This window comes from Natronobiforma cellulositropha, assembly GCF_025629245.1.
GTDB lineage: Archaea > Halobacteriota > Halobacteria > Halobacteriales > Natrialbaceae > Natronobiforma > Natronobiforma cellulositropha.
Genome location: NZ_JANZXN010000006.1, coordinates 169398 through 191134 on the forward strand (window position 1 = coordinate 169398; position 21737 = coordinate 191134).

The following is a 21737-nucleotide window of genomic DNA, read 5'->3' on the forward strand; positions in this document are numbered from 1 at the left end:
TTATGTTCGCACGAATATATATTTCTGCTATTGATGGGGAAAACTTTCCGTCCAGAACAGCGACTCGTCGTGTCGTGTAGCCGGACGGACGAGGGGGACGAAACGGAGCGCGTGGCGCTCCTCGAGGGGGATCTCGACTGGGAGCGCGTTACGGAACTCACACGTGTACACGGCGTGAGCGCGCTCGTCTACGGGAAGGTGAACGAACACGAAGCGCGGGTGCCGGACGACGTACTCGAGCGCTTGCGAACGCAGGCGCGCCACGTCGCCCAGCGAAACCTGCGGATGCTGGGCGAGGTCGCAACGCTCTCAGCTGCGTTCGCGGAGGCGGGCATCCGGGCGATTCCGTACCGAGGACCGGTCGTCGCCCAGCTCGCCTACGACAACGTCGGCCTGCGGACGTTCGGCGACCTCGACTTTCTGGTGCCCCACGAGGAGTTACCGGCGGCGAGGGCGTGTCTGCTCGAGCGTGGCTACGAGCCGCGGTACATCCTGCCGTCGACGATGGAGCTCACGCCGACACAGGAGTGGGCGTACATCCGGTTCGCGCGCGACTATCCGTTCACACACGGGAGCGAGCCGTTCGAGGTCGAACTCCACTGGCGGGTGATCTCCCAGCACTTTCCGACGGCGATCGACCTCGAGATGGTGTGGGACCGGCGAGAGACGCTCACCGTTGCAGGGACCGAGGTGCCGGTACTCTCGGCCGAAGACCGGCTGTTGATGCTGTGCGTCCACGGGACGCGCCACGAGTGGGAGCGCCTGCAGTGGATCTGTGACGTCACCGAGTTCCTCGCGCGCTACGAGGTCGACTGGGACGCGCTCGAGCGGCGCGCGGGCGAGCACCACTGTCGCCGGATGGTCTATCTCGGCCTGGCCGTCTCGAGAGAACTCCACGGAACGACACTCCCGGCTGCGGTCGAGGAAGCGATCGACGCCGATCCGGTCATCGCAGACCTCACCGAACACGTCTGTCGAAACCTGTTCGATCACACCGGCGGGTGGAGTACGGACCTGCGTCGCTACCAGTCGCGGACGCTCGAGCGCAAGCGGGATAAGGCGAAACTCTGGCTCAGCTGGGCGTGTAAGCCCGACCGCGGAGACATCGAGACGGTGGCGTTTCCGAAGCCGCTCGTGCCGTTGTACGTCGTGGTCAGATGGCTGCGCTTCGCGAGCGCGGCGGTTCGCCGCGTCCGACGCGACCGGCGTTCGACCGACGAGCGGGTGGAGGTGACGTGATGAGCGGCGACGGGGCGGCGTCTACGGGCGAACCCACCCTGAACGAGAAGTTTCACGCGCTCGTGCGCGTCGCGAAGTACCGGCCGAAGCAGGCCGCGCTGATCCTCGCGTTGAGCATGGTGGCGGCGCTGTTCGAGGGCATCGGCGTCAGCTTCATCGTCCCGATCATCGAGATCGCCCAGGCCGACGGTGAGGTCGCCGAGGAAGCGACGGGCGTGGTGGCGTACTTCGTCTCCCTCTATCAGTTCGTCGGCGTCGAGCTGACCCTCGAGACGCTGGTCGGCGGTCTCGCGCTGGTGATGGTGATCAGGTATCTGACGAACTTCCTCGTGGCGTGGCTGCAGGCGTCGCTGAGTACGAACTACCTCGGCGAGCTTCGCCAGCAGGCCTACGACCGGCTGCTGGCGGCCGAGATCGCCTACGTCGACGCGGAGGATACGGACCAGGTGACGAACACGGTGATCACCGAGACGGTCCAGTCGGCCCACGTGATCACACAGCTGTTGAAGCTGCTCGAGGTCGTCTTCTTCGCGGCCATCTACATCACGGTCGCACTCCTGCTCTCGCCGACGCTGACGGTGGCGACGGTCGTCGTCCTCGGCGTGATCGCCGTCCTGAGCCGCGTCGCGCTGCGGGCGGGCTACGAGATCGGTGAGGAGGTCGCGCAGGCGAACGAGCGGATTCAGGGGCTGGTCAACGCCGGGACGCGCGGGATCAGGGAGGTGAAGCTGTTCAACATGACCGACGACGTCAGCGGCGAGTACCGGCGGACGATCGACCGCTTCGTCCGCACGCGCATCGGCCTCCAGCGCAACCAGGCGGCGCTGAAGAACGTCAACCAGCTGCTCAACGCGCTGGTCGTCTTCGCGCTGATCTACGTCGCGCTCGCGCACCTCTCGCTCTCGTTCGCCTACCTCGGGGGCTTTCTCTTCGCGATGTTTCGTCTGGCCCCGCTGGTCAGTACGCTCAACAACCTGCTGTACGGCATCGACGGCGCGCTCCCCCACCTCGTGCGGACCCAGCACCTCATCGACGAGATGGAGCGCCACGAGGAGTCGAGCGGCGAGCGGGCGGCACCGAACCCGATCACCGAACTTGCCGTCGACGACGCCAGCTTCCACTACGCCAGCGGCAACGGCGTCAGAAACGTCTCACTGCGCGTCGAGCGCGGCGAGACGGTCGCGCTGGTCGGCCCGTCGGGGGCCGGAAAGTCGACGATCATCTCGTTGCTGACTCGGCTCTACGATCCCGACGAGGGATCGGTGCGCGCAAACGGCGTCTCGCTCTCGGAACTCGGTCTCGAGTCCTGGCACGACCGGGTGGCGATCGTCCGCCAGCACCCGTTCCTGTTCAACGAGACCCTGCGCTACAACGTGACGATCGGCAACCGGGAGGCGAGCGAGACGGACATCCGCCGCGCCTGTGAGGTGAGCCAGGTGTCGGCGTTTCTCGAGGAGTTGCCCGACGGTCTCGAGACACGCGTCGGCGACGACGGGGTGCGCCTCTCGGGGGGCCAGCGCCAGCGCGTCGCCATCGCGCGGGCGCTGTTGACCGACGCGGACGTGCTGATTCTCGACGAGGCGACGAGCGAACTCGACTCGCCGACCGAGGAGGCGATCGTCCGCGGCATCGAGGGACTCGAGCGCGAGTACGCGACGGTCGTCATCGGCCACTGGCTCTCGACGGTCCAGGGGGCCGATCGGCTCTACGTGGTCGCCGAAGGCGCGGTCGTCGAGTCGGGCAGCCACGAGGAGTTGCTCGCCGCCGGCGGCGAGTACGCCAGGCTGTACGACGCCCAGATGGAGTCGGTGACGGTGCCGTGACCGCGAGGGTGTGCGCCGTCGCACCGGCGACTCGAGGGGAGCCACCTCGAGTGCGGCGACGGGTGGCCGGAGCAGAAACAGACAAGTGTTCTGACGGGAATAGTGTGAAACAACCGCAGCGCGGGGGGCTATGAACTACTACGAAGCATACGGGATGACACTCGAGTCGGCGTTCGAGATGCCGGAGTTGCCGAGGGCCGAGCGGGTGGAGACGCCGGACGTCGAGATTCGTCGCGGCGAGGTCGAACCGGTCTCGGAGTGGGTCGAGGGGGAAGGCGGCCGCCGGATCCAGGCCGACGGCGACGTCTGTCGGCTCAGCTACGAGACCATCGGCTCGTTTCGCGTCGCGAAGGGGCGCGAAGTGGTGTTCGACCCGGTCTCCGAGGAGATTCCGACGATGAAGCTGTTCCGTCGGCTCATCCAGAACGAGATGATGGGCGTCCTGGCCCACCAGCGCGGCCTGCTCGTACTCCACGCGAGCGCCGTCGCCGTCGACGGCCGGGCGGCGGTGTTTCTGGGACCACGCCGGGCCGGAAAGTCGACGACAGCGGCGGCCTTCCACACCCACGGCCACACCCTCATCGAGGACGACGTGGTGGGGATTCGCTTCGACGAGGACGGTCCCGTCGTCGTCCCGGGCGTCCCCCAGTTACGGCTGCTCCCCGACGCGGCCGACGCACTCGCGGTCGCGAGCGCGCCAGCGCCGACGACCGACGACGGCTCCGGAAAGCGCTACGAGCGCGTCGACCCCGTCCCCGAGCCGGTTCCCCTCGCGGGCTGTTACGTGCTCGAGGAGGGTGAGACGCTGGAACTCGCGCCGGTTCCCGCGCGCGAGCAACTGTTCGGGCTGATCGCGAAGACGTACGTCGCCGGACTGCTCGACGAGACGGGGACGACGGCGGCGAACTTCGAGCAGTGTTCGACGGTCGTCGAGACGACGCCGGTACAGCGACTCTGCCGCCCCAAGCGCCACGAAGTGTTACCGGCGCTGGTCGACCTGGTCGCTACGGATCTGGAGGCGGCGGCGTCCGACGGAATCGGGCACCGGCCAGCGTGAGGACGGCGCCACAGGTACGTGACCCAGGCACAAGATAAATGGGTGTTCGCTGTGTTCGTCAGGTGGCGACGAGCGCACGGTGGTGGAGTCGGTCGTAAAGTGGCGACGAGTCCACCAGCGGGCCCCTCTCAGAGGGAGACGACCGAGCCCACCAGCGGGGTGATCTCGGAGTACTCGTCGTCGCCGTTTCCGACTTTGTTCTGCTGCGTGATCGATTCGACCGAACCGTACTCGGTGACTTCGGGAGCGACGTAGCTACCGGATGGCTTGTGAGACATCGGACTAACTTACAACGTATTTGGCTATAAAACTTTTCCCTTTGATTACAATTTCCAATGGATATATCCCTCAGATCCTATTTTCGACCGTATGTATTAATACACGAGACGGAGCCATCCGGCGGCAGACGCCACCGTACGGCGCTAATTCACTCGCCTCGCCCTCGAGAGTATGTGTCGGAGAGATAGTACAGACGAGGTGACTTGTTCCGGAGTGGAAGGGGCGAGCCGGTCGGTGGAACCCACAGTACTGGTTCCTGCATCGACACAGATCACCAGCGTCACGGCCGCATCCCGCTGCCTATAAAAATTGTCCCTGGATATGTTGGGAGAGGATCGCCGAACACGATCGATTCCTCGAGTACATGTGTGAAATATTAATACAGCGGGCGAAGTACACCTGCCAAGACATGACAGACACATCCGTCAGCGAGTCGACGGTCGTCGCCGCGGGGGACCACCTGACGACGGAACTCGAGGGTGAACTCGTGATCCTCGACGCCGACTCGGGGACCTACTACGGCCTGAACGAGGTCGGCCGCCGGATCTGGGAACTGATCGACGAACCCCGGTCGGTCGCCGACATCGAGCGACGACTGCTCGAGGAGTACGACGTCGAGCGCGAGCAGGTCGCAGCCGACGTGCGCTCGCTCGTCGACGACCTCGCCACGAGGGGACTGGTCAGCCTCGAGTGAGCGGGTTCGTCGCCCTCTACCGCCCGGGCGAGACGGTCGAAGAGAGCGAACTCGAGCGGCTCACGGCGACGCTCGCCCACCGGGGACCGGGGAGACCGACGCGCTGGCGTGAACGGAGCGTCGGTCTCGGCCACCAGCACCTCGAGACCACACCGGAGGCGCGTTACGAACGTCTCCCTTACGTGGACGAGCGCCTCGCGCTCACGGCCGACGTCCGCCTCGACAACCGTGGGGCGCTCCTCGAGCGCCTCTCGCTGTCGGGCGATCCGGCACGGATTCCGGACGGGGAGGTGCTCGCGGCGGCCTACCGGCGGTGGGGGCGACGCTGTCCCGAACACCTCGTCGGCGCGTTCGCCTTCGCCATCTGGGACCGCGAGCGCGAGTGGCTCTTCTGTGCGCGCGACCAGCTGGGGATCAAGCCGTGTTACCTCCACCGCTCGCCCGGCGTGGTCGCCGCCGCCACGACGCTCCCGACGCTGCTCGAGGTGGCCGGTCTCGAGGCGACCCTCGACGAGCGTGCGGTCGGCGACTACCTCGCGGGCCGCTTCGCCGACCGCGAGCGAACCGTCTTCGCCGAGGGAGGTCGCCTCCCGCCGGGGCACTCGCTGACGGTGACGGCCGACACCTGCGAGCGCCACCGCTACTGGTCGCTCGCGGACGTCGATCCGCTGCCGCGGCGCTCCCGGGGCTACTACGAGCGTCGCTTTCGCGACCTGTTCGAGGCGGCCGTCACCGCGCGCGTGCGCACCGCCGGACCGGTGGGGTCGTTCCTGAGCGGCGGCATCGACTCGAGTTCGATCACCGCGCTCGCGGGCCGACTCCACGAGCGGCCGATACACGCCGTCTCGGCCGTCTTCGAGGAGGTGACCGCCTGTGACGAGCGCGCGTTCGTCGACGCCGTCCTCGAGACCGGCGCGTTCCGCCACCACACCGTCGCGGGCGACCGAGTTCCGCCGCTGTCGGCGCTCGAAGACCTGCTCGAGCACCACGGGCGTCCCTACTACCCGTCGCTGTGTATGCTCGTCCCGCGACTCTACGAGACGGCCGCCGGCGCGGGCGCGAGCGTCGTCCTCCACGGCTACGGCGGCGACCAGACGATGGGGTCCGATCCGCGCGGCTACTTTCGCGACCTCGCCCGTCGGGGCCGACTGCTCGCGCTCCGGCGGGAACTGCGCGGCTACTGTCGGCGCAACCCCTGGCTCGAGCCGCGAGCGGTCCTGTACCACGACGTCTGTCGCCCGCTGGCGCCGACGCCGGTCAGGCGGGCCTACCACGCCCGCTTCGAACCGGGCCACTACACGGACGCGACGCTCGCCCCCATCGAGCCGGCGTTCGCCCTCGAGAGCGGACTCGAGGGGCGACTGCGCCGCGACGCGCTCACGCCCGAGCCTCGCACACAGGCGGCGCTCAGACGGCGCGCACTCTCGCGCGACGAACCGGCGTTCAACCTCGAACTCAACGACGCGATGGCGGCCGCGGTGGGCGTCGAACCCCGCTACCCCTACTTCGACGTGCGCCTCGTCGAGTTCGCGGCGGCGCTGCCGGCCGGCACCACCGTCTCGGCGGGACGCGACCGGACGGTCGTCCGCGACGCGCTCGCCGACGTCCTCCCGCGCGCCGTCCGCGAGCGCGACGACAAGACGGAGTTCTCCCCGAACGTCCTCCGGACGACCCGCCGCTACGAACGCGAGCGAATCGAGACGACCCTGTTCGAGTCGACGCCACGCACCGATCCCTACCTCGACTTCGCGGCCCTCGAGCGCGCGTTCGCCCGCCTCGAGCGCGGGGACGCCTCGGTGAGCGACGCCCGGGGGCTCCTGATGGCGACGACGCTCGAGCGCTGGTGTGAGCGCTACGGCCCGGAAACGACCGTATAGATTTATATCCAGAGAAGATAGTACAGGAACGAGGGATGACTACGATGGGGAACTACGAGTCACCAGTACTCGAGGTACTCGGTGACGTGGAGGCGGTAACGCACGGCAATCACTTCTCGGCCGTCGACGGCAACTCCGGGACGACCGGCAACCGTGGACGGGGCAACCGCGGGCGGTAGTCGCCCCCGGCTGTGATCGTGACCACGGACGCGAGCGACCGCTGGGTCTACGAGGTCTACGGCCGGCGCGTCGAGTCGACGGTCGAACTGCCGCGACTGGCCGGACGGCGAGCGCCGGCGACGGACACCACACCGGACCTGACGGTTCGACGCGGCCACCTCGCGAGGACGCCCGAGACGCTCGAGCGCCGACTCGAGTGCGTCTACACGGACTCGGCCGGCGAGGTCGCCGCCTACCGGGACGGGCGGACGCTGTACTGGCTCGCCCCGGGAGTCGCCACCCTCCGGGTCGAGGCGGAGCGGGTCACGGTGGATCCGGCTCCGGAGGCGACGGCCGAGGCGCTCGGGCGACTCGTCACCAGCCCCGGGCTTCGCAGCGCGCTGTCGCTCGCCGGCGCGTTCGTCGTCCACGCGAGCGCCGTCGCCACGGACGGCCGGGCGGTCGCCTTCACCGGTCCGAGCGGACGGGGGAAGTCGACGGCGGCCGCGGCGTGTCACGCCGCCGGCTACGAGGTGCTCGGCGACGACGCGGCCGTCCTCGAGAGCCACGCGGGGACGCCCGTCGTCGTCCCGGGCGTCCCCGTCCTCGAGACCGGCTCGACCACCGTCGACGCGAGCGGGCGGACGAGACCGGACGTGCGCCCACTCGCGGCGGTGTTCGTACTCGAGGAGGGCGACCGGTGGCAGGTCACCGAACGCGAGCGCCGGTGCGCGGCCGTCGACCTGCTCGCCGCCTCGGACGCGCTGTACGCGGCCACCGACGCGGCCCGCGCCGGGGCGGCGCTCGAGACCGCCGGTGCGCTCGCGAGCGCCGTGCCGGTCTACCGGCTGGTTCGCCCGCGCTCACACGCACGGCTGGCGGCGCTCCCGGACGTCGTCGAGGCGACGCTCGAGGACGTCGCTGGATCGGCGGTGTCTCCCAGAAAGGGGTGATCGGATGACCCGCCCCGCGCGGGTCGGATGGGGCGTCGGGAAGCGGTTCAGACGGTGGTGATCGAACCGACGAGCGAGGTCAGTTCGGTGTACTCGTCCTCACCGCTGCCGATTTTGTTCTGTTGGGTGATCGACTCGACGGATCCGTACTCGGTCACGTCCGGCGCGACGTAGGGTTTCTTTGAATCAGTAGCCATCGAGTTGGCATTCAATACAGTAGTCTATAAGTATATCTCTTGGTTAGTGGAATGTATCCGGTGGATCGGCGGCGGGTGGCTCTCGAGCGTCGGCGACGGTCTCGTCGTACCAGGCCGACAGCGAGAGCGCACGCCAGAGCGAGCGGGCGTCACGGCTCGTCGGCTCGTCCGTGAACCGCTCGTAGGCGGCTCGAAGCTCCGCCTCGTCGAGGTAGGCGGTGAGCGGGCCGGGGTCGTCGGCGAGCGTGCGGAGTCGGTCGTCCTCCTTCGCGAGGGCGTTCCAGAAGCCTTCGTTCATCGCCGTCTTCCAGGGCCGCCACTGGACGGTCTCGGGGAGGAGTCCGTCGAGCGAGCGTCGGATGATCGAGCGCGTCCAGCCGTCGTTGAGCTGCTGTGAGCGCGGGATCGCGAGCGAGAACTCGAGGAGGCGGACGTCGGTGAAGGGGTAGCGCTGTTCGACGCCGAAGGCGGCGTTGGCGACGTCGCTGGTCTCGAGACTGGCGCAGACGCGGCCGCCGGTGAGCGAGTCGTACTGCCAGGTGCGAGCGCGCTGGCGAAGCGCCGAGGGGGAGTCTCGCGCCTGTGCGACGCGCTCGTCGAGACCGAGGCGGGAGACGAAGGCGTCGTCGAGCGTGGGGTTCTCGGCATCGGTGAGCACCGGCTGGCCGCGGGCGCGCGTGCGCCGACGCAAGAGGGCGTCCGGGACCATCGGTTTGAGCGCGTGACGGACGAAGAGGTGACGCGCCGGTGCGTCGAGGATGTCGGCCATCGCGGTGAGTTCGCGGTGGAGGTGGCGCCACCGGCCGGTGCGAAGGAGGTGGGGGAGCAACTCGAGACCGTAGTTGACGGCGCTGTCGCCGAGGGCCCCACAGAGGACGACGTTGACGCCCGCCTCCCGGACGTGTTTGGCCTTCTCCCAGCGCGCGAAGTGGAGCGTGTTGTGCGGCGGCTGGTCGTAGTGGTCGAACACCCGCTCGCGGTCGACCAGGACGGAGACGTCGTCCGCGAACAGATACTGCGAGACGATTCCCTCGCGGTCGACGACGGACTCGATGAACTCGCGTTCGTCGCTCGAGGGGGCGTCGTCGAAGACGTTCGAGAAGGTGTACAGCGGCTGGTCGGCGGGGAGGAGGTCGCGGGCGACGACGGTGATCGACGAGGAGTCGAGACCGCCGCTGAGCGCCGCGCCGACGGGACCCGGCGAGCGGAACCGACAGCGGACGGCTTCCTCGAACAGCTCGCGAAAGCGTCGCTCGTAGGCCGCGTCGGAGGCGAGCGTGATCGTCCGCGTTGGATCGAGGTCCCAGTAGCGCCAGCGCTCGAGACCGTCGGCGTCGACCGAGAGTGCGTGTGCGGGCGGGAGCCGGCGAACCGCGTCGTAGAAGGTGCGCTCGGTGTCCTCGTGGAGTCCACAGAGGAAGTCCGCGACCCGCAGGTCGTCGACCGCAGGCGACACCGATGGGTGTGCGAGCAGGGCCTTCTGCTCGGAGGCGCAGGCGAACGCCTCCTCGCTGGCGGTGTAGTAGAACGGTTTGACGCCGACGTGGTCGCGCGCACAGAAGAGCCGGTCTCGCGCCCCGTCCCAGATGGCGAACGCGAACGCGCCGAGGAGGTGTTCGGGACAGCGCTCGCCCCACTCGCGGTAGGCCGCCGCGAGCAGCTCGCTCTCGGTGAGCGGCTCCGAGGGAGAGAGCGAGAGCGACTCACGCAGTTCCCGGCGGTTGTCGAGGCGGGCGTCGGCGGTGACGACGAGGTCACCCGAGACGTGCGGCCAGCGCTCCCTGTGGGCTTCGGGCGTCGCGATCAGGTGCTGGTGGCCGAGACCGACCCGTCCCTCGAGCCAGGTGTCGCTTCCATCGGGACCGCGGTGGGCGAGGCGCGCACACAGGTCGTGGACGTCCTCGGGGGAGACGACGCCCCCACCGCGGTCGAAGACGCCGACGATGCCGCTCACGACTCGTCACCCTCGTTGAGCGGTGGCAGCGGCTGGTAGCGCGAGAGGTCCTCGAGGTCGCCGATGATGATCGCGTCGCCGTACTCGATCCAGCTGTGGGCTTCGAACGTGCCGTCCCCGTTCTTGTCGACGCCGATGCGGTGGACGACGTCGCCGTCGAGGTCGTAGAGACGGAGCAGCGTCTCCGTGCTCAGCGAGCGCATCAGACAGGTCCGGTGGCCGGGGAGCCGTGCGTCGGCGGCTTCGACGGCCCAGGCGACACGGTCGGGCGTCGGCGAGCCAGGGACGAGCCGCGAGAGGACGCCGGCGGGAGCTAAGAGCAGCCGCCTGAACGTCGCGAACGGCAGGAGAAAGACCCCGACTCGCGTGAGCAAGAGGAGCCAGACGGCACTCACCACTCTGGCTGCGTCGCCCGGCGGAAGCCGGAGGAAGGCGACGACACGCCGGCTCACGGCACCACCCCGGTCCGGTTCCGACGGTCCCGCCTCTCCACGACAGTACATGTCTTCGTCACGGCGTTCACTCACTAATATTATAGTATCTGCTGGGCTATAAACGTCACCGTCGGGCGTAGACGAGTGGTACCACCCCTCACGAGCGTGCGTATGGGACGAGGAGACGGGAAATACCCCCTTCAGGCCCATCGGACGACGCGATACGCCGCTACAACTAATTACTGTTGGCCCGTACACCGACTGTGACCTTCACGACAAATAATCATAATAATACGCATTTACTATCCTGAAATATATTATAGGAAGAACATCCAAAGCATTATAAATCTAAGAATAGAGAGGGCTGTTGGAATGATCGATGCAGTAGAGAAGCAGACCGGAAGCGAAGCCGTGCTCGCGACGCTCGAGCACTCGAGTTGTACGTTCTGTGACGACGGTGTGCTCGTCCGTGACGTCTACAAAGGAAACGACGCGGTCGTCTGTGCGAACTGCGGTGTGCCCGGCGCACAGGTGTGGTAAGCGACTGTTTTGGAGGCGGGGGTTTCGACGACCAGTGAGCGTCCAGGTTAGGCGGGAGACGGGACTGGCCGCTCACTCGAGGTAGCCAGCACAGACTTCGCGGATGCCGCGTTCGAACTCGATTTCGGGTTCCCAGCCGGTCTCCTCGTGGAGTTTCGTGTTGTCCGCGCAGGTGTCGTGGACGTAGACGGAGTCGGGGATGGGGTTCTCGACGTAGGTCGGCTCGACCGCAGCGTCGAGCTCCTCGTTCAGCAGGTCGACGACCTGGTTGAACGAGTAGCGCTGTTCGGTACCGACGTTGTAGACGCCGTCGAGACGGTGTTCGGCGGCCAGAATCAGCGCGCGAACGACGTCGTCGACGTGGGTGAAATCACGTGTCTGCGTGCCGTCGCCGTAGAGGACGGGTGACTCGCCGCGAGCGATGTCGTCGGCGAACTGGGCGATGACGTTGGCGTACTCGCCTTTGTGTTCTTCGGCACCGTCGTAGCCCTGGTAGACGGAGAAAAAGCGCATGCCAGCCATCGTGAGTCCGTAGTGGTTCGAGAAGTACTCCGCGTAGCGCTCGCGGGCGAGTTTCGACGCCTCGTAGCCGGTGTTGACCGCGACGGGCATCTCCTCTGGCGAAGGCGTCGTCTGGCTGCCGTAGATCGAGGAGGTCGAGGCGTAGACGACCGTCTCACAGCCGTCCTGGCGGGCCTGATCGACCGTGTTGACGAACCCCTCGACGTTGACGCGGACGCCGCGTCTCGGGTCCTCTTCGTGCATCGCGTACGACGAGAGCGCCGCGAGGTGGAAGACGACGTCGACGTCCGTCGGCAGGTCGTCCTCGAGTACGCTCGCGTCGACGAACTCGACGCGGTCGTCGAGGTTCTCCGGCGTTCCCAGATAACAGTCGTCGACGACGACCACGTCGTTGTCCGCAGCGAGCGCGTTCGCGAGGTTCGAGCCGATAAAGCCCGCGCCACCGGTGACGAGGAGGCGACAGTCGGAGAGAGTCATACACCCACCTGCGCTGACGAGAGTGGTATGTGTTTCGGTTATTCAACATCACGTCGAAAGATACCCGTTCTCCGGCCACAATCCCGGGGCAACGGTGGACACACTGGTCGCCGACGCGGCCGGCGAACGGGAGTACGACACTCGCGGTGGCGACTATCGCTCGCGCACCGACTCGAGTTCCGCCCGAATCTCCTCGAGCGTCCGTTCGACCGCGGCGGGCGAGGGGGTCTCCTCCGGGGCAGGGTCGTCGGTGACGCGGGCGAGTCGGGTCGCGACCTCCTCGGGCGTGTCCGCGTCGACGAGCACCTCGAGACGGCGTTCGAACTCGAGTTCGTCGATCTCGCCGCTGGCGTAGCGCCCCTTGAGGACCTCGAGTGCATCGACCGGGTCGGCGTGCATTCCGGTGTGGGCGCTCGAGCCGGCGGCGGTGTGTTGCCGCCGCTGCCCGTCGGTTGCGGTGTGGTCGGTGCTGGCGCCGGAGTACAGGAAGAAGGCGACGAAACCGACGATCAGCAACGGGACCACCAGCGGGAGGACGAACGGGAGAAACGAGAGGAGGACGAACGGCGACGAGCCAGCCGCGAACAGAAACGGCACGAGCGAGGTGAGGACGACGAGGAAGACGACGAAGACGACGGCGAGAACGAACACGAGCGGGAGCCACGAACGGTGCGTTTCGGACGAACGATTCGGCGAGTTCATACGAGAGGTACTGAGGGAGGGGTGAAAAATACTCACGAAGGAGAGCGAGTCGGCGGTATCGAGGGTAACCAGCGCAGTGGCTCCGTCTGGATGAGTAGTGTGACGACGAGCGGCGTCGCTCGCCGGTCGTCGTCGATGAAAATCACGTGCGTCCCGTCACGGAGACGGGAGACGTCGCCTTACAGTCGGGTGACGTTGGTCGCGCGCGGACCTTTCGGTGCCTGTTCGATGTCGAATTCGATCTCCGTTCCCTCTTCGAGGTCCGGGCCGCCAACGTCTTCCATGTGGAAGAATACGTCGTCGTCCGCGTCGTCCGTCGAGATGAAACCGTAGCCGCCAGTGTCGTTGAAGAAATCAACGTTGCCTTTCGCCATTGCAAATTGACAGTGTCCCACCACACGGATAAGGGTTTTGATACTCGTCCACTGCAGCCACTCCACACCCCAAAATTTTTCACAAATGGAGAGTGTAGCGGACAGGTGGCCACAGACAGTCGACAATCCGTCGTGTGCCGTTTCTTTCCTCGGAAATTCACCGCTCGAGCGACAGTTCGGACAGTTCCGACCCGAGACGGTGCCCGGAGAGCGCCACCGCGCCGAGTAACAGCCCTCTAGCCATCGGCGGGAGAGACGACGGCCGCCGTTACCGTCGGTCGTCCGTCCATACTGGACTGACCAGTGAGGTACGCATACAATACAGTACGTAGACATATTATCCCACCCGTGAAACCGCTGGCCGTCTACGATGACGACGACAGACGATACCGACGGCGGCTACGGCAGACGGACGGTACTCGGTGGCCTGCTCGCCGCGGGCGGACTCGCCGGGCTATCGATGCTCGAGAGACCCCTGACCGAGAGTGCACAGGCACAACAGCCCACACAACGACAGCCGGTGACGATCACGGCGAGTCCCGCGACGACCGCGAGTGCAGCGACGTACACGATCACGGTCAGAGACGTGGCCGCTCGAGACGGCCAGTCGAACGTCGACCAGGTCGCCCTCGACTTCCGCGGCACGGGGATGGACTTCAACACGGTCGACCGGGCCGACGTCACCCTCGTGAAGAATCCGGCGACCGACCCGACGCCGCTGGTCGTGACGAAGACCCGGACGGCACTGGCTGGCGAGCAGCCCACTATCGGGATCAGTCGCGCGTCCGGACAGCCGCCGCTCACGGAAGGCGACACACTCAGAATCGTTATCTCGGGCGTGGAGAACCCCGCGAGCGCCGCCCAGTACGTCGTCGGCGTCCGCCTCAACGAGCTGGCGACCGGCCAGCGTGCGGGTGCGCTCGACGCCCGAACCGGCGCGTTCACCATCACCGACGAGACCGGGACGATCACCGGGACGGTCACGAGCGACGGCGAACCGGTCACCGGAGAGGTCACCGTCACCGACGAGGACGGGACCGTCCTGGGCGTGACGACGCCGGACGAGACCGGTGCGTACGAACTCGAGGGCATCCTCCCCGACACGTACGACGTCGTCGCCTCCGGTCCCGGCTTCGAGGAAACCACCGTCATCGGCGTCGACGTGAGCGAAGGCGAAGAGACCGCCGCCGAGATCGACCTCCTGCCCGAGGAGACGGCGATCGACGTCGAAGCGATCGACGTCCCGGAGACGGTGGCCGTCGGCGACACCATCGACGCTGACGTGACGCTCACCAACGACGGCATCGAGACCGGGACGGAGACGGTGACGGTCGACCTCGTCGAAGCCGACGGCGACGTGGCCGACTCGGTCACGGTCGACGTCACGCTCGGACCCGGCGAGTCGACGACCGTCGAGACGAGTTTCGAGACCGACGACCTCGATCCGATGGAGTACGGGGTGCGACCCTCGACCGAGGAGACCGTCGACGCCGAGTACCTCACCGTCGTCGAAGAGCCGGACGCCATCGCGGTCGAACTCACCAGCGTCGACAGCCCCCGCGCAGTCGGCCAGGTCGTCCGCGCGACGGCGGTCGTCTCGAACAACGGCCAGCGCATGGCGACCCAGTACGCCGACCTCAGCATCGGCGGCCAGCCAGTCGACTCCCGGACGGTGACCCTCGGACCCGGCGCGTCGAGTACCGTCGTCTACACCGCGAGCACCACCGGGCTGGCCGCTGGCGCACACGACGTGCAGGTCCAGGCCGGTGCGGCGAGCGACAGTGGCCGCCTCGAGTTACACGAGCCACCCGCCGTCGGCATCGCCTCGGTCGATGCCCCGCCAACCGTCCGGCGCGGCGACCAGGTCGCGATAGCGGTCGAACTCACCAACACCGGCGACGTCGTCACCACCCAGAGCGTATCGGCGGTCGTCCAGGGACGCACCGTCGCGACCCGCAGCGTCACCCTCGGTCCCGGCACGAGTCGAACGGTCCGCCTCGCCTGGCGAACCGGCACCCTCCGCCTCGGGCCGTACGAACTCACCGTCGTCACCGAGAACGACGAACGCGAGGTGAGCCTGACGATCGTCAGATAGCGCAGGACACACCGACGGACGACTCAGATCGCGCGTGCGTACCGCACCACTCGCTCGTCACCGTCGAACGACTCCACCCACTCCTCACCGGCGACCGCGAATCCCTTCGCCTCGTAGAACGACCGCCCGATCCGATTCTCCGGGGCGACCAGTACCTCGATACGAGCGGCTCCCGCCTCCCTCGCGAGTGCGAGCGCTCGCTCGAGCAACGCCGAACCATACCCCTCACCCCAGTGAGCCGGGTCGACGTAGATACTCGAGAGGGAAGCAACGTCCCCATCCAGCTCGATCGAGCAGTAGCCCCGAACCTCGTCGACGTCGGCGACGAGGTACGTCGTGGCTGGCCGCTCGATCCCCGCCTCGATCCGCTCGGGCGCGTACCACTCCGCGAGCGCCCGCCGGATCGCGTCCGCCTCGAGAAAGTCACTGTAGGCAGCGTGCCAGGCCGCCTCGGCGATCGACCGAATCGCCGGTACGTCCTCGGCTCCTGCACGACGAACCGTCAGCGTATCGTCCATACGCCGACCGATTGCGACCACAGTGAAGAACCTGGTGGCGGTGTGCACCTGAGTGACACTGGTGCAGACAGCACCGGCCAGTTGGGAGGTCGTATCGTCCCGTCGACCCGCAGCGGACGGCCATCCGCACGACCGCTCGAGTGTGCCGGTTGTCGGTAGTCGGTCGGTCGGTAGTCGGTAGTCGGTCGGTCGGTGGTCGGTAGTCGGTAGTCGGTCGGTCGGTGGTCGGTAGTCGATAGTCGGTCGGTCGGTCGGTGGTCGGTAGTCGATAGTCGGTCGGTCGGTCGGTGGTCGGTAGTCGGTAGTCGGTCGGTCGGTGGCTGACCCGACGAAACCGCCTCTCACTCGAGTCCCCCTCGTTCGTTGTGACCCTTAATGTGAGCCAGCACGTACCACAGGCATGGATGCGACACTCGACGACATCGGATTCCTCGTCGGTTCGGACCACCGTATCGGGGTCCTCGACACGCTGCTGGAGGGGGCGTGCGACCGGGACGATCTGCGCGCCGCAACTGGGGCGTCGTCGCCGACGATGGGACGGATCCTCACCGATTTCCAGGACCGCCACTGGATCGAACGGGATGGACGGCAGTACCAGCTAACCGGACTCGGCACGTTCGTCGCGACCCGGTTCGAGGCGTTTCGGACCGCGATGGCACAGCAGCGTCGCCTCCGCGAGGTCTGGTCGTGGCTGCCCCACGAAATCGAGGGGTTCAGCGTCGAGTTGGTCACCGACGTAGCGGTCTCCCAGCCGGGACCGGGATATCCCTACGCGCCTGTCGAACGCCTCACGGAGTTCATCACGACGACGGAAACGATGCGCGGCTTTGGCATGGCACTCCTCAAGTCGGGGAATCTGGAACCGTTTTTCGACCGCATCCTGGATGGCCTGGCGTGTGAATACATCTATCCGCCAGCCGTGTTCGAAGGTCTCCTCGAGTGGGACGAGCAACTGGTCCTCGATGCGGTGAGACGCGACAACTACACCGTCTTGTTACACGACGGGCTGCCGCTCGACCAGCGGTGTGGAATCTGCTTGTTCGACGACAGCGTCAGTATCTGCTGTTACAACCCGGAGACAGGGGCGTTACAGTCGCTCGTCGACACCGAGAGCGATGCGATGCAGACGTGGGCAACGACCCACTACGAAGCGCTCCGAGCCGAGGCCCGACCGCTCGACGACGCAGCCGACCTCCGCTCGAGCGACTCGGTCCACTGATCGGCGCCACCCGGCTCAGTTGATCGCTCCCGCGCCTCCATCGCGTCTGCGTTCGCACTCTCGGGTCGTCTCAGCCCCGACAGCCGCGCTTTCACGGCGTGAAATATTTCACTAGACAGTTATACGTCTGTCTGCAGCGTACGACGCTCCTGGTGTACGCGTATGAACGATCACGGCAACCACTCAGCCGGCTGGCAGCTCACACAGAGTGCTCCCGAGGCCTACGAACAGTATCTGATACCGCCGATGTTCGCACCGTGGGCTGACCGACTCGTCGAAACGAGTGCGGCCCACGAAGGGGACCGGGTCCTGGACGTCGCGTGCGGGACCGGGATCGTAGCCCGGCGTGTAGCGACCGAGGTCGGTACCAGCGGCTCCGTCGTCGGACTCGACATCAACGAGGGGATGCTCGCCGTCGCGGCGGAAGCCGCCGCCGACAGCCAGCCACCGATCGAGTGGCGACAGGCCGACGCGACGGACCTACCGTTCGCCGACGCGCGCTTCGACGTCGTCTGCTGTCAGCAGGCCCTCCAGTTCTTCGACGACCCTGGCGCGGCACTCGAGGAGATGCGACGAGTTCTCACACCGAGCGGGCGCCTCGCAGCGAGTGTCTGGCGACCGCTCGAGTACCACCCTGCGTACGTGGTGTTGGCCGACGCTCTGGAGCGTCACATCGGTGAGGACGCCGGGGCAATGATGCGCTCTCCGTTCCCCTCGTGGGAGCAGGCGGACCTCCGAACGCTCGCTCTGGACGGCGGGTTCGACGACGTATCGGTCACCATCGAGATCGGGTCCGTGCGCTATCCGTCGGTCGAAGAATTCGTCCGCCGAGAGGCCGCAAGCTCACCACTGGCCGACCGACTCGCGGCCAGTGACCGAGAGACGCGGGACGAACTGGTTCAGGACGTCGCGACTGCGCTGGACACCTACACCGACGACGACGGTATCGTCTCGCCGATGGAATCGTACGTCTGCACCGCAGAGCGGAGTGTCGACGACGTACACGAGACGTAGCGTGCCATCCGTCCGGTCCCGAACGATCACCGGTACGACGGTGCCGGTCTCGAGTCGTTCCACTTCTTACGCTCACGGCGACTCGCTTCGCTCGTCGTCTCGTTCGCGAGAGAAGTGCCGCCTCCCGGATTTGAACCGGGGACAGCTCGATCTTCAGTCGAGTGCTCTCCCAGTCTGAGCTAAGGCGGCTCAACACTCACTCGGTCGATGGGACAAAAAAGGATTTCGAATGCCGTGCGCGGTCAGCGCTCGAGTACCCTCGTCGAAAAACGGCCACGAACACCCACAGAAAGTTGAACATACACCAATGGTAATTCGATACTGTGTACGGGTAGCCACCGTCCACCCCCGTCGCGTGTTGGAAGTTCAGATATTCAAGACACCCTTTTCCGCTCCGGAGAGTAATTGTGGGTTATGGAAGCGCTTGCCACGAACAGCCAGTCCGACGAACTCACGGCGGACACGATTCTCGAGCTTCTCGCGAACCGCCGTCGGCGCTACCTCCTCTACGCACTCCGCGGGCGGGACGAACCGATCGAACTCTCGAGACTGGCCGAACAGGTCGCCGGCTGGGAGCACAACGTCCACCCGGACGAGGTCGCGAAGAACGACTACAAGAGCGTCTACGTCTCCTCCGTCCAGTGTCACGTCCCGAAACTCGACGACGCGGGCGTCGTCGACCACGACGAGGACAACCACACCGTGATCCTCGCGGACAACTTCGGCCAGCTCGAGGAGTACCTCCGCGTCGTCGTCAAAGACGAACCCGAGAACTCGACGCTCCACGCCGCGTTACAGGCCGACTCGGGCGACAGCCTGATCGGCCAGCTTCGCGCCCGGCTGAAACACTGACCGACCGCCGAGCGGCCGTGGCACGCGCACCCTCCTTTTCGGTCGCGAACGCTCGAGACCGAGACTCGAGCGAGGAGTTCGTGACCAGGGCAGGACTCGATCGCGGCGTATTCGAAGGCTCGAGTCGGCGGGAGGAAATCGCCAGACGGGGCGGCGATCAGTGTGTAAATCGTTGCAGTTGTTACTATATCGGTTCGCCGGAGCCGGTGGAAGGAGACAGGGCGTATCCACCTTCGAGCCGTGGCCATTGCACTGTTCGATCCGTGAAAAGCACCGAGTCGGCTCAGTTGACGCTCTTGGACAGTTCAGCCCCCGCTTTGAACGTTACAGTGTCAGATGTGTTTCCGTCGTCGACGAGGTGTAAGTACGAACCGTCGAACGGTTTACAGACACAGTATACGTCACCACGAGAGGATACTGTGTGAGCGATCTGTTCGGCGAGGTCGTCCGGGAGTGCCCCTACCTGCTCCGAATCACGGAGCGTCCCGTCGAACAGTTGTGACCCCGTGGGCGACACATCGTCGGGCAACAGGCGCTTGATCGTGTCTCCAGTAACCTCGCTACCTGTCGCGAGTGAGAAGTCGACGAAGACAGCCTTCCCCGCACCCCCTCCCCGCCCCTGCGTGGCGGTGAGTACGGTCGTAGAATCCTGATATAGACACGAACTATCGATTACCCAGCCACACGAGTAGATGTACTGGTCGTTGTTTCTGTGGCGTTGGACGTGCAGTAACGCTGGGAACGGGCATGGGCACCCGTTCGGTTGCACGAGTACCTGACAGACGATCGTCGACGTGGACGACGCAGGCCCGTGTTCTCGGCCCCACTCGTCCAGGTGATCGACGGTGGTTTGGCGCCCGTCGGCTGTGACCCCGATCTTCGACGTCTCGTCGGTCGCTACTGGTGGTGTGTTGATAATGCCGACTCCGGCGGGAGAGTGAACCACTTCGAGGCTACCGTACGTGTGAACCGGTCCAGATATCGCCGTGGTGGAGTTAGCACCCCAACAGTATACCTGATTCTCTGTCGATAGGTCCCCTCCGGAAGCGTTCTGTTCACAGGACGCATCTTCGTCGTCGGCGGCGGCCATCGAGGTCGGGCTTCCTCCCCACGCGTATACGTGACCGTCCGTCTCGACTCGGCCAGTGGCGAACTGGATAATGCGCTCCGGGGTGAGCAATTCCTCTAGTGTCGGCCCATCACGCGGTACCCGCGCATCTGGAAGTGTAACGATCGCCTGTTCGCTCAACACCGCTTCTCCTCCGAGATACTCGTACATCGAACGGATCTCGTCGTCACTCGCACCAGTGAGCGATTGTAACCGTTCGATTGAGCGACGGGGATGCTCATCGGAGTCGTCGTCATCCCCAGTCGGTTCTCCGCCAACGCTGGTTCTTCGTTTGTTCGAGCGGACCGAGTTGTAGTCTTGGGCTTTCGCTGTGGACGATGTGTTCGTCATCCACGCTTCGAGTTCAATCTCTCCCGAGAGGAACCGTTCTTCGACGCGCAGACTGGGGGAAAATCGTAGGGTGTCCCCGGGTGTAACGGCGAGTAGGCGATCGTCTCGAACCCCACCAAACATCGCTGCAGGGGATGCGCCCGTATTCGTTGCAGCAGAGGCAACACGGTCGAGACAGCCACTCGTGCACCCGAGAGCGCCGAGACCCATCGCTGTAAGAACGTGGCGACGACTGATGTTACCGTGTGACACAGTTCGTGCGCCACTATTCGGTCTCCGTGGATTCATGATCGGATCTTAAAAGCGACATATTATTATAAACTTTCCTATGATTCGTGTCGTAATTCTGTCTCGGTGGTTGTGTAGTCGTTCGTTCTGTGAATGGTATTCAATAAGCGGGTTCGGGCGGGTTCGAACCGAAATCAGACGTGCTCGCTCCGCTCGCGCTGCGACTTGCAGGGCTCGAACCCGCACTCGCGTCACACACCTGCTGCTCACGACGTGTTCGCAGCAGGTGTAGTGGGCTCGGGCGGGTTCGAACCACCGACCTCGGCCTTGTAAAGGCCGCGTCATAACCAACTAGACCACGAGCCCGTACTCGAGTGAAGCAAGTCCGTCCGAATAACCTTTACCTTCTCGAGTCGGAGCGTCGGTAATGGTCAGCGAGCGCGCGTGGTCGACGGTCCTGGCGCTCGTCTTCGTCGTCGCCGTGGGACTCCTCCTCGTCGAACTCTCGGTCGTCTCCGCGCCGTGGACCGACGAGCGTGCGACGGTCGAGCTGGTCGTCGACGGCGAAACAGTAGCAACGGTCGACGCCGCGGTGGCGGACACCAGCCGCGAGCGCTACGTCGGGCTGAGCGACCACGAGTCGCTCGAAGACGGCGAGGGAATGCTGTTCGTCTACCGCAGCGAGCGCGAGCGGACGTTCGTAATGCGCGAGATGGACTTCGACATCGACATCGTCTTCGTCGGGAGCGACGAGCGCATCACCGACATTCACCACGCGCGCGCACCCGGACCCGGCGAGGACGGCGAGGACCTCGAGTATACGGGACGAGCGCAGTGGGTGCTCGAGGTGCCCCGCGGCTACGTCAACGAGACGGGCGTCGGCGTCGGTGACGAGATCGTGATCGTCGACACCGAGTGAGACGGGGCTCGAGACGAAAGCGAGGTGCAGCCGGTATCGGCCACGGGGGCCGTGGTGAATCGCTATACTGCGCTTGATTTGGCTAGTTGACGGCACGCTTGATGTTGTAGACGACACACATCAGGACGATTTCACGGAACTCGCGGTACCAA

Annotated in this window: 22 protein-coding genes and 2 tRNA genes; 13 read left to right on the forward strand and 11 right to left on the reverse strand. The window is 65.8% G+C overall.

The features are described 5' to 3' along the window. Nucleotides 1–33: 33 nt before the first annotated feature. The 3 genes from N0B15_RS03590 to N0B15_RS03600 all read left to right on the forward strand — a co-directional run bounded on the left by N0B15_RS03590 (nucleotide 34) and on the right by N0B15_RS03600 (nucleotide 4119). Complete coding sequence (locus tag N0B15_RS03590) at nucleotides 34–1239, forward strand: nucleotidyltransferase domain-containing protein (RefSeq protein ID WP_263018072.1); 1206 nt, start codon at nucleotides 34–36, stop codon at nucleotides 1237–1239. After that, nucleotides 1158–3062, forward strand: coding sequence for an ABC transporter ATP-binding protein (locus N0B15_RS03595; protein WP_263018073.1), 1905 nt, complete (start codon nucleotides 1158–1160; stop codon nucleotides 3060–3062). Before N0B15_RS03590 ends, N0B15_RS03595 begins: the two co-directional genes overlap by 82 nt. A 130-nt stretch (nucleotides 3063–3192) precedes the next feature. Beyond that, a complete protein-coding gene (locus tag N0B15_RS03600; RefSeq protein WP_263018074.1) occupies nucleotides 3193–4119 on the forward strand; it encodes a phosphoenolpyruvate carboxykinase (ATP) in 927 nt (308 codons plus the stop codon). A gap of 128 nt (nucleotides 4120–4247) precedes the next feature. On the opposite strand, the gene N0B15_RS03605 is transcribed toward N0B15_RS03600, so the two are convergent. Continuing rightward, the gene (locus N0B15_RS03605) at nucleotides 4248–4397 is read right to left on the reverse strand and encodes a lasso RiPP family leader peptide-containing protein (protein WP_263018075.1); all 150 of its coding nucleotides are present in this window, start codon (nucleotides 4395–4397) and stop codon (nucleotides 4248–4250) included. Nucleotides 4398–4807: 410 nt separating this feature from the next. Between N0B15_RS03605 and N0B15_RS03610 the strand changes: the two genes are divergently transcribed. The 4 genes from N0B15_RS03610 to N0B15_RS03625 are packed head-to-tail and all read left to right on the forward strand — an operon-like array spanning nucleotide 4808 to nucleotide 8081. Next, nucleotides 4808–5092 carry a PqqD family protein gene (locus N0B15_RS03610; RefSeq protein ID WP_263018076.1) on the forward strand — a complete coding sequence of 95 codons (285 nt, stop codon included), beginning with the start codon at nucleotides 4808–4810 and terminating at the stop codon, nucleotides 5090–5092. Further along, entirely contained in the window at nucleotides 5089–6969 is a 1881-nt protein-coding gene (locus N0B15_RS03615) for an asparagine synthase-related protein (RefSeq protein ID WP_263018077.1), read from the forward strand. The genes N0B15_RS03610 and N0B15_RS03615 overlap by 4 nt, the downstream gene beginning before the upstream one ends. Nucleotides 6970–7004: 35 nt before the next feature. Beyond that, a complete protein-coding gene (locus N0B15_RS03620; RefSeq protein WP_263018078.1) occupies nucleotides 7005–7148 on the forward strand; it encodes a lasso RiPP family leader peptide-containing protein in 144 nt (47 codons plus the stop codon). An 18-nt stretch (nucleotides 7149–7166) separates the two neighbouring features. Further along, nucleotides 7167–8081, forward strand: coding sequence for a phosphoenolpyruvate carboxykinase (ATP) (locus N0B15_RS03625; RefSeq protein WP_263018079.1), 915 nt, complete (start codon nucleotides 7167–7169; stop codon nucleotides 8079–8081). Between the two features lie 47 nt (nucleotides 8082–8128). On the opposite strand, the gene N0B15_RS03630 is transcribed toward N0B15_RS03625, so the two are convergent. The 3 genes from N0B15_RS03630 to N0B15_RS03640 are packed head-to-tail and all read right to left on the reverse strand — an operon-like array spanning nucleotide 8129 to nucleotide 10735. Continuing rightward, nucleotides 8129–8278 carry a putative RiPP precursor gene (locus N0B15_RS03630; protein WP_263018080.1) on the reverse strand — a complete coding sequence of 50 codons (150 nt, stop codon included), beginning with the start codon at nucleotides 8276–8278 and terminating at the stop codon, nucleotides 8129–8131. Nucleotides 8279–8321: 43 nt separating this feature from the next. After that, on the reverse strand, nucleotides 8322–10232 hold the full coding sequence (locus N0B15_RS03635; protein WP_263018081.1) for an asparagine synthase-related protein: 1911 nt from the start codon (nucleotides 10230–10232) through the stop codon (nucleotides 8322–8324). After that, complete coding sequence (locus tag N0B15_RS03640; RefSeq protein WP_263018082.1) at nucleotides 10229–10735, reverse strand: lasso peptide biosynthesis B2 protein; 507 nt, start codon at nucleotides 10733–10735, stop codon at nucleotides 10229–10231. The genes N0B15_RS03635 and N0B15_RS03640 overlap by 4 nt, the downstream gene beginning before the upstream one ends. A gap of 303 nt (nucleotides 10736–11038) precedes the next feature. On the opposite strand from N0B15_RS03640, the gene N0B15_RS03645 reads away from it, so the two are divergent. Then, nucleotides 11039–11206, forward strand: coding sequence for an HVO_A0556 family zinc finger protein (locus tag N0B15_RS03645; RefSeq protein ID WP_263018083.1), 168 nt, complete (start codon nucleotides 11039–11041; stop codon nucleotides 11204–11206). Between the two features lie 72 nt (nucleotides 11207–11278). On the opposite strand, the gene N0B15_RS03650 is transcribed toward N0B15_RS03645, so the two are convergent. From N0B15_RS03650 to N0B15_RS03660, 3 genes are all read right to left on the reverse strand, one after another. After that, a complete protein-coding gene (locus tag N0B15_RS03650) occupies nucleotides 11279–12205 on the reverse strand; it encodes an NAD-dependent epimerase/dehydratase family protein (protein WP_263018084.1) in 927 nt (308 codons plus the stop codon). 153 nt (nucleotides 12206–12358) lie between these two features. Continuing rightward, nucleotides 12359–12907, reverse strand: coding sequence for an SHOCT domain-containing protein (locus tag N0B15_RS03655; RefSeq protein ID WP_263018085.1), 549 nt, complete (start codon nucleotides 12905–12907; stop codon nucleotides 12359–12361). Between the two features lie 179 nt (nucleotides 12908–13086). Beyond that, nucleotides 13087–13281, reverse strand: coding sequence for a cold-shock protein (locus N0B15_RS03660; RefSeq protein WP_049922404.1), 195 nt, complete (start codon nucleotides 13279–13281; stop codon nucleotides 13087–13089). A gap of 370 nt (nucleotides 13282–13651) precedes the next feature. On the opposite strand from N0B15_RS03660, the gene N0B15_RS03665 reads away from it, so the two are divergent. Further along, nucleotides 13652–15376 (forward strand): carboxypeptidase-like regulatory domain-containing protein, encoded by a 1725-nt coding sequence (locus tag N0B15_RS03665; RefSeq protein WP_263018086.1) that lies wholly within the window; start codon nucleotides 13652–13654, stop codon nucleotides 15374–15376. A gap of 23 nt (nucleotides 15377–15399) precedes the next feature. Here the strand turns inward: N0B15_RS03665 and N0B15_RS03670 are convergent, their stop codons facing one another. Then, entirely contained in the window at nucleotides 15400–15894 is a 495-nt protein-coding gene (locus N0B15_RS03670; RefSeq protein ID WP_263018087.1) for a GNAT family N-acetyltransferase, read from the reverse strand. Nucleotides 15895–16294: 400 nt separating this feature from the next. Here N0B15_RS03670 and N0B15_RS03675 point away from each other — a divergent pair, with 400 nt between their 5' ends. Both N0B15_RS03675 and N0B15_RS03680 read left to right on the forward strand, forming a co-directional pair. Further along, on the forward strand, nucleotides 16295–17113 hold the full coding sequence (locus tag N0B15_RS03675; protein ID WP_263018088.1) for a helix-turn-helix transcriptional regulator: 819 nt from the start codon (nucleotides 16295–16297) through the stop codon (nucleotides 17111–17113). A gap of 162 nt (nucleotides 17114–17275) precedes the next feature. Continuing rightward, a complete protein-coding gene (locus tag N0B15_RS03680; protein WP_263018089.1) occupies nucleotides 17276–18127 on the forward strand; it encodes a class I SAM-dependent methyltransferase in 852 nt (283 codons plus the stop codon). 115 nt (nucleotides 18128–18242) lie between these two features. Here N0B15_RS03680 and N0B15_RS03685 read toward each other — a convergent pair. Next, nucleotides 18243–18316: transfer RNA gene (locus tag N0B15_RS03685), tRNA-Phe, on the reverse strand. Nucleotides 18317–18541: 225 nt separating this feature from the next. Between N0B15_RS03685 and N0B15_RS03690 the strand changes: the two genes are divergently transcribed. After that, on the forward strand, nucleotides 18542–18979 hold the full coding sequence (locus tag N0B15_RS03690) for a DUF7344 domain-containing protein (RefSeq protein ID WP_263018090.1): 438 nt from the start codon (nucleotides 18542–18544) through the stop codon (nucleotides 18977–18979). Between the two features lie 283 nt (nucleotides 18980–19262). On the opposite strand, the gene N0B15_RS03695 is transcribed toward N0B15_RS03690, so the two are convergent. Continuing rightward, complete coding sequence (locus N0B15_RS03695) at nucleotides 19263–20258, reverse strand: hypothetical protein (protein ID WP_263018091.1); 996 nt, start codon at nucleotides 20256–20258, stop codon at nucleotides 19263–19265. A gap of 700 nt (nucleotides 20259–20958) precedes the next feature. After that, nucleotides 20959–21032, reverse strand: a tRNA-Val gene (locus N0B15_RS03700). 61 nt (nucleotides 21033–21093) lie between these two features. Here N0B15_RS03700 and N0B15_RS03705 point away from each other — a divergent pair. Next, on the forward strand, nucleotides 21094–21585 hold the full coding sequence (locus N0B15_RS03705) for a DUF192 domain-containing protein (RefSeq protein WP_263018092.1): 492 nt from the start codon (nucleotides 21094–21096) through the stop codon (nucleotides 21583–21585). The last annotated feature ends 152 nt before the right edge of the window (nucleotides 21586–21737 follow it).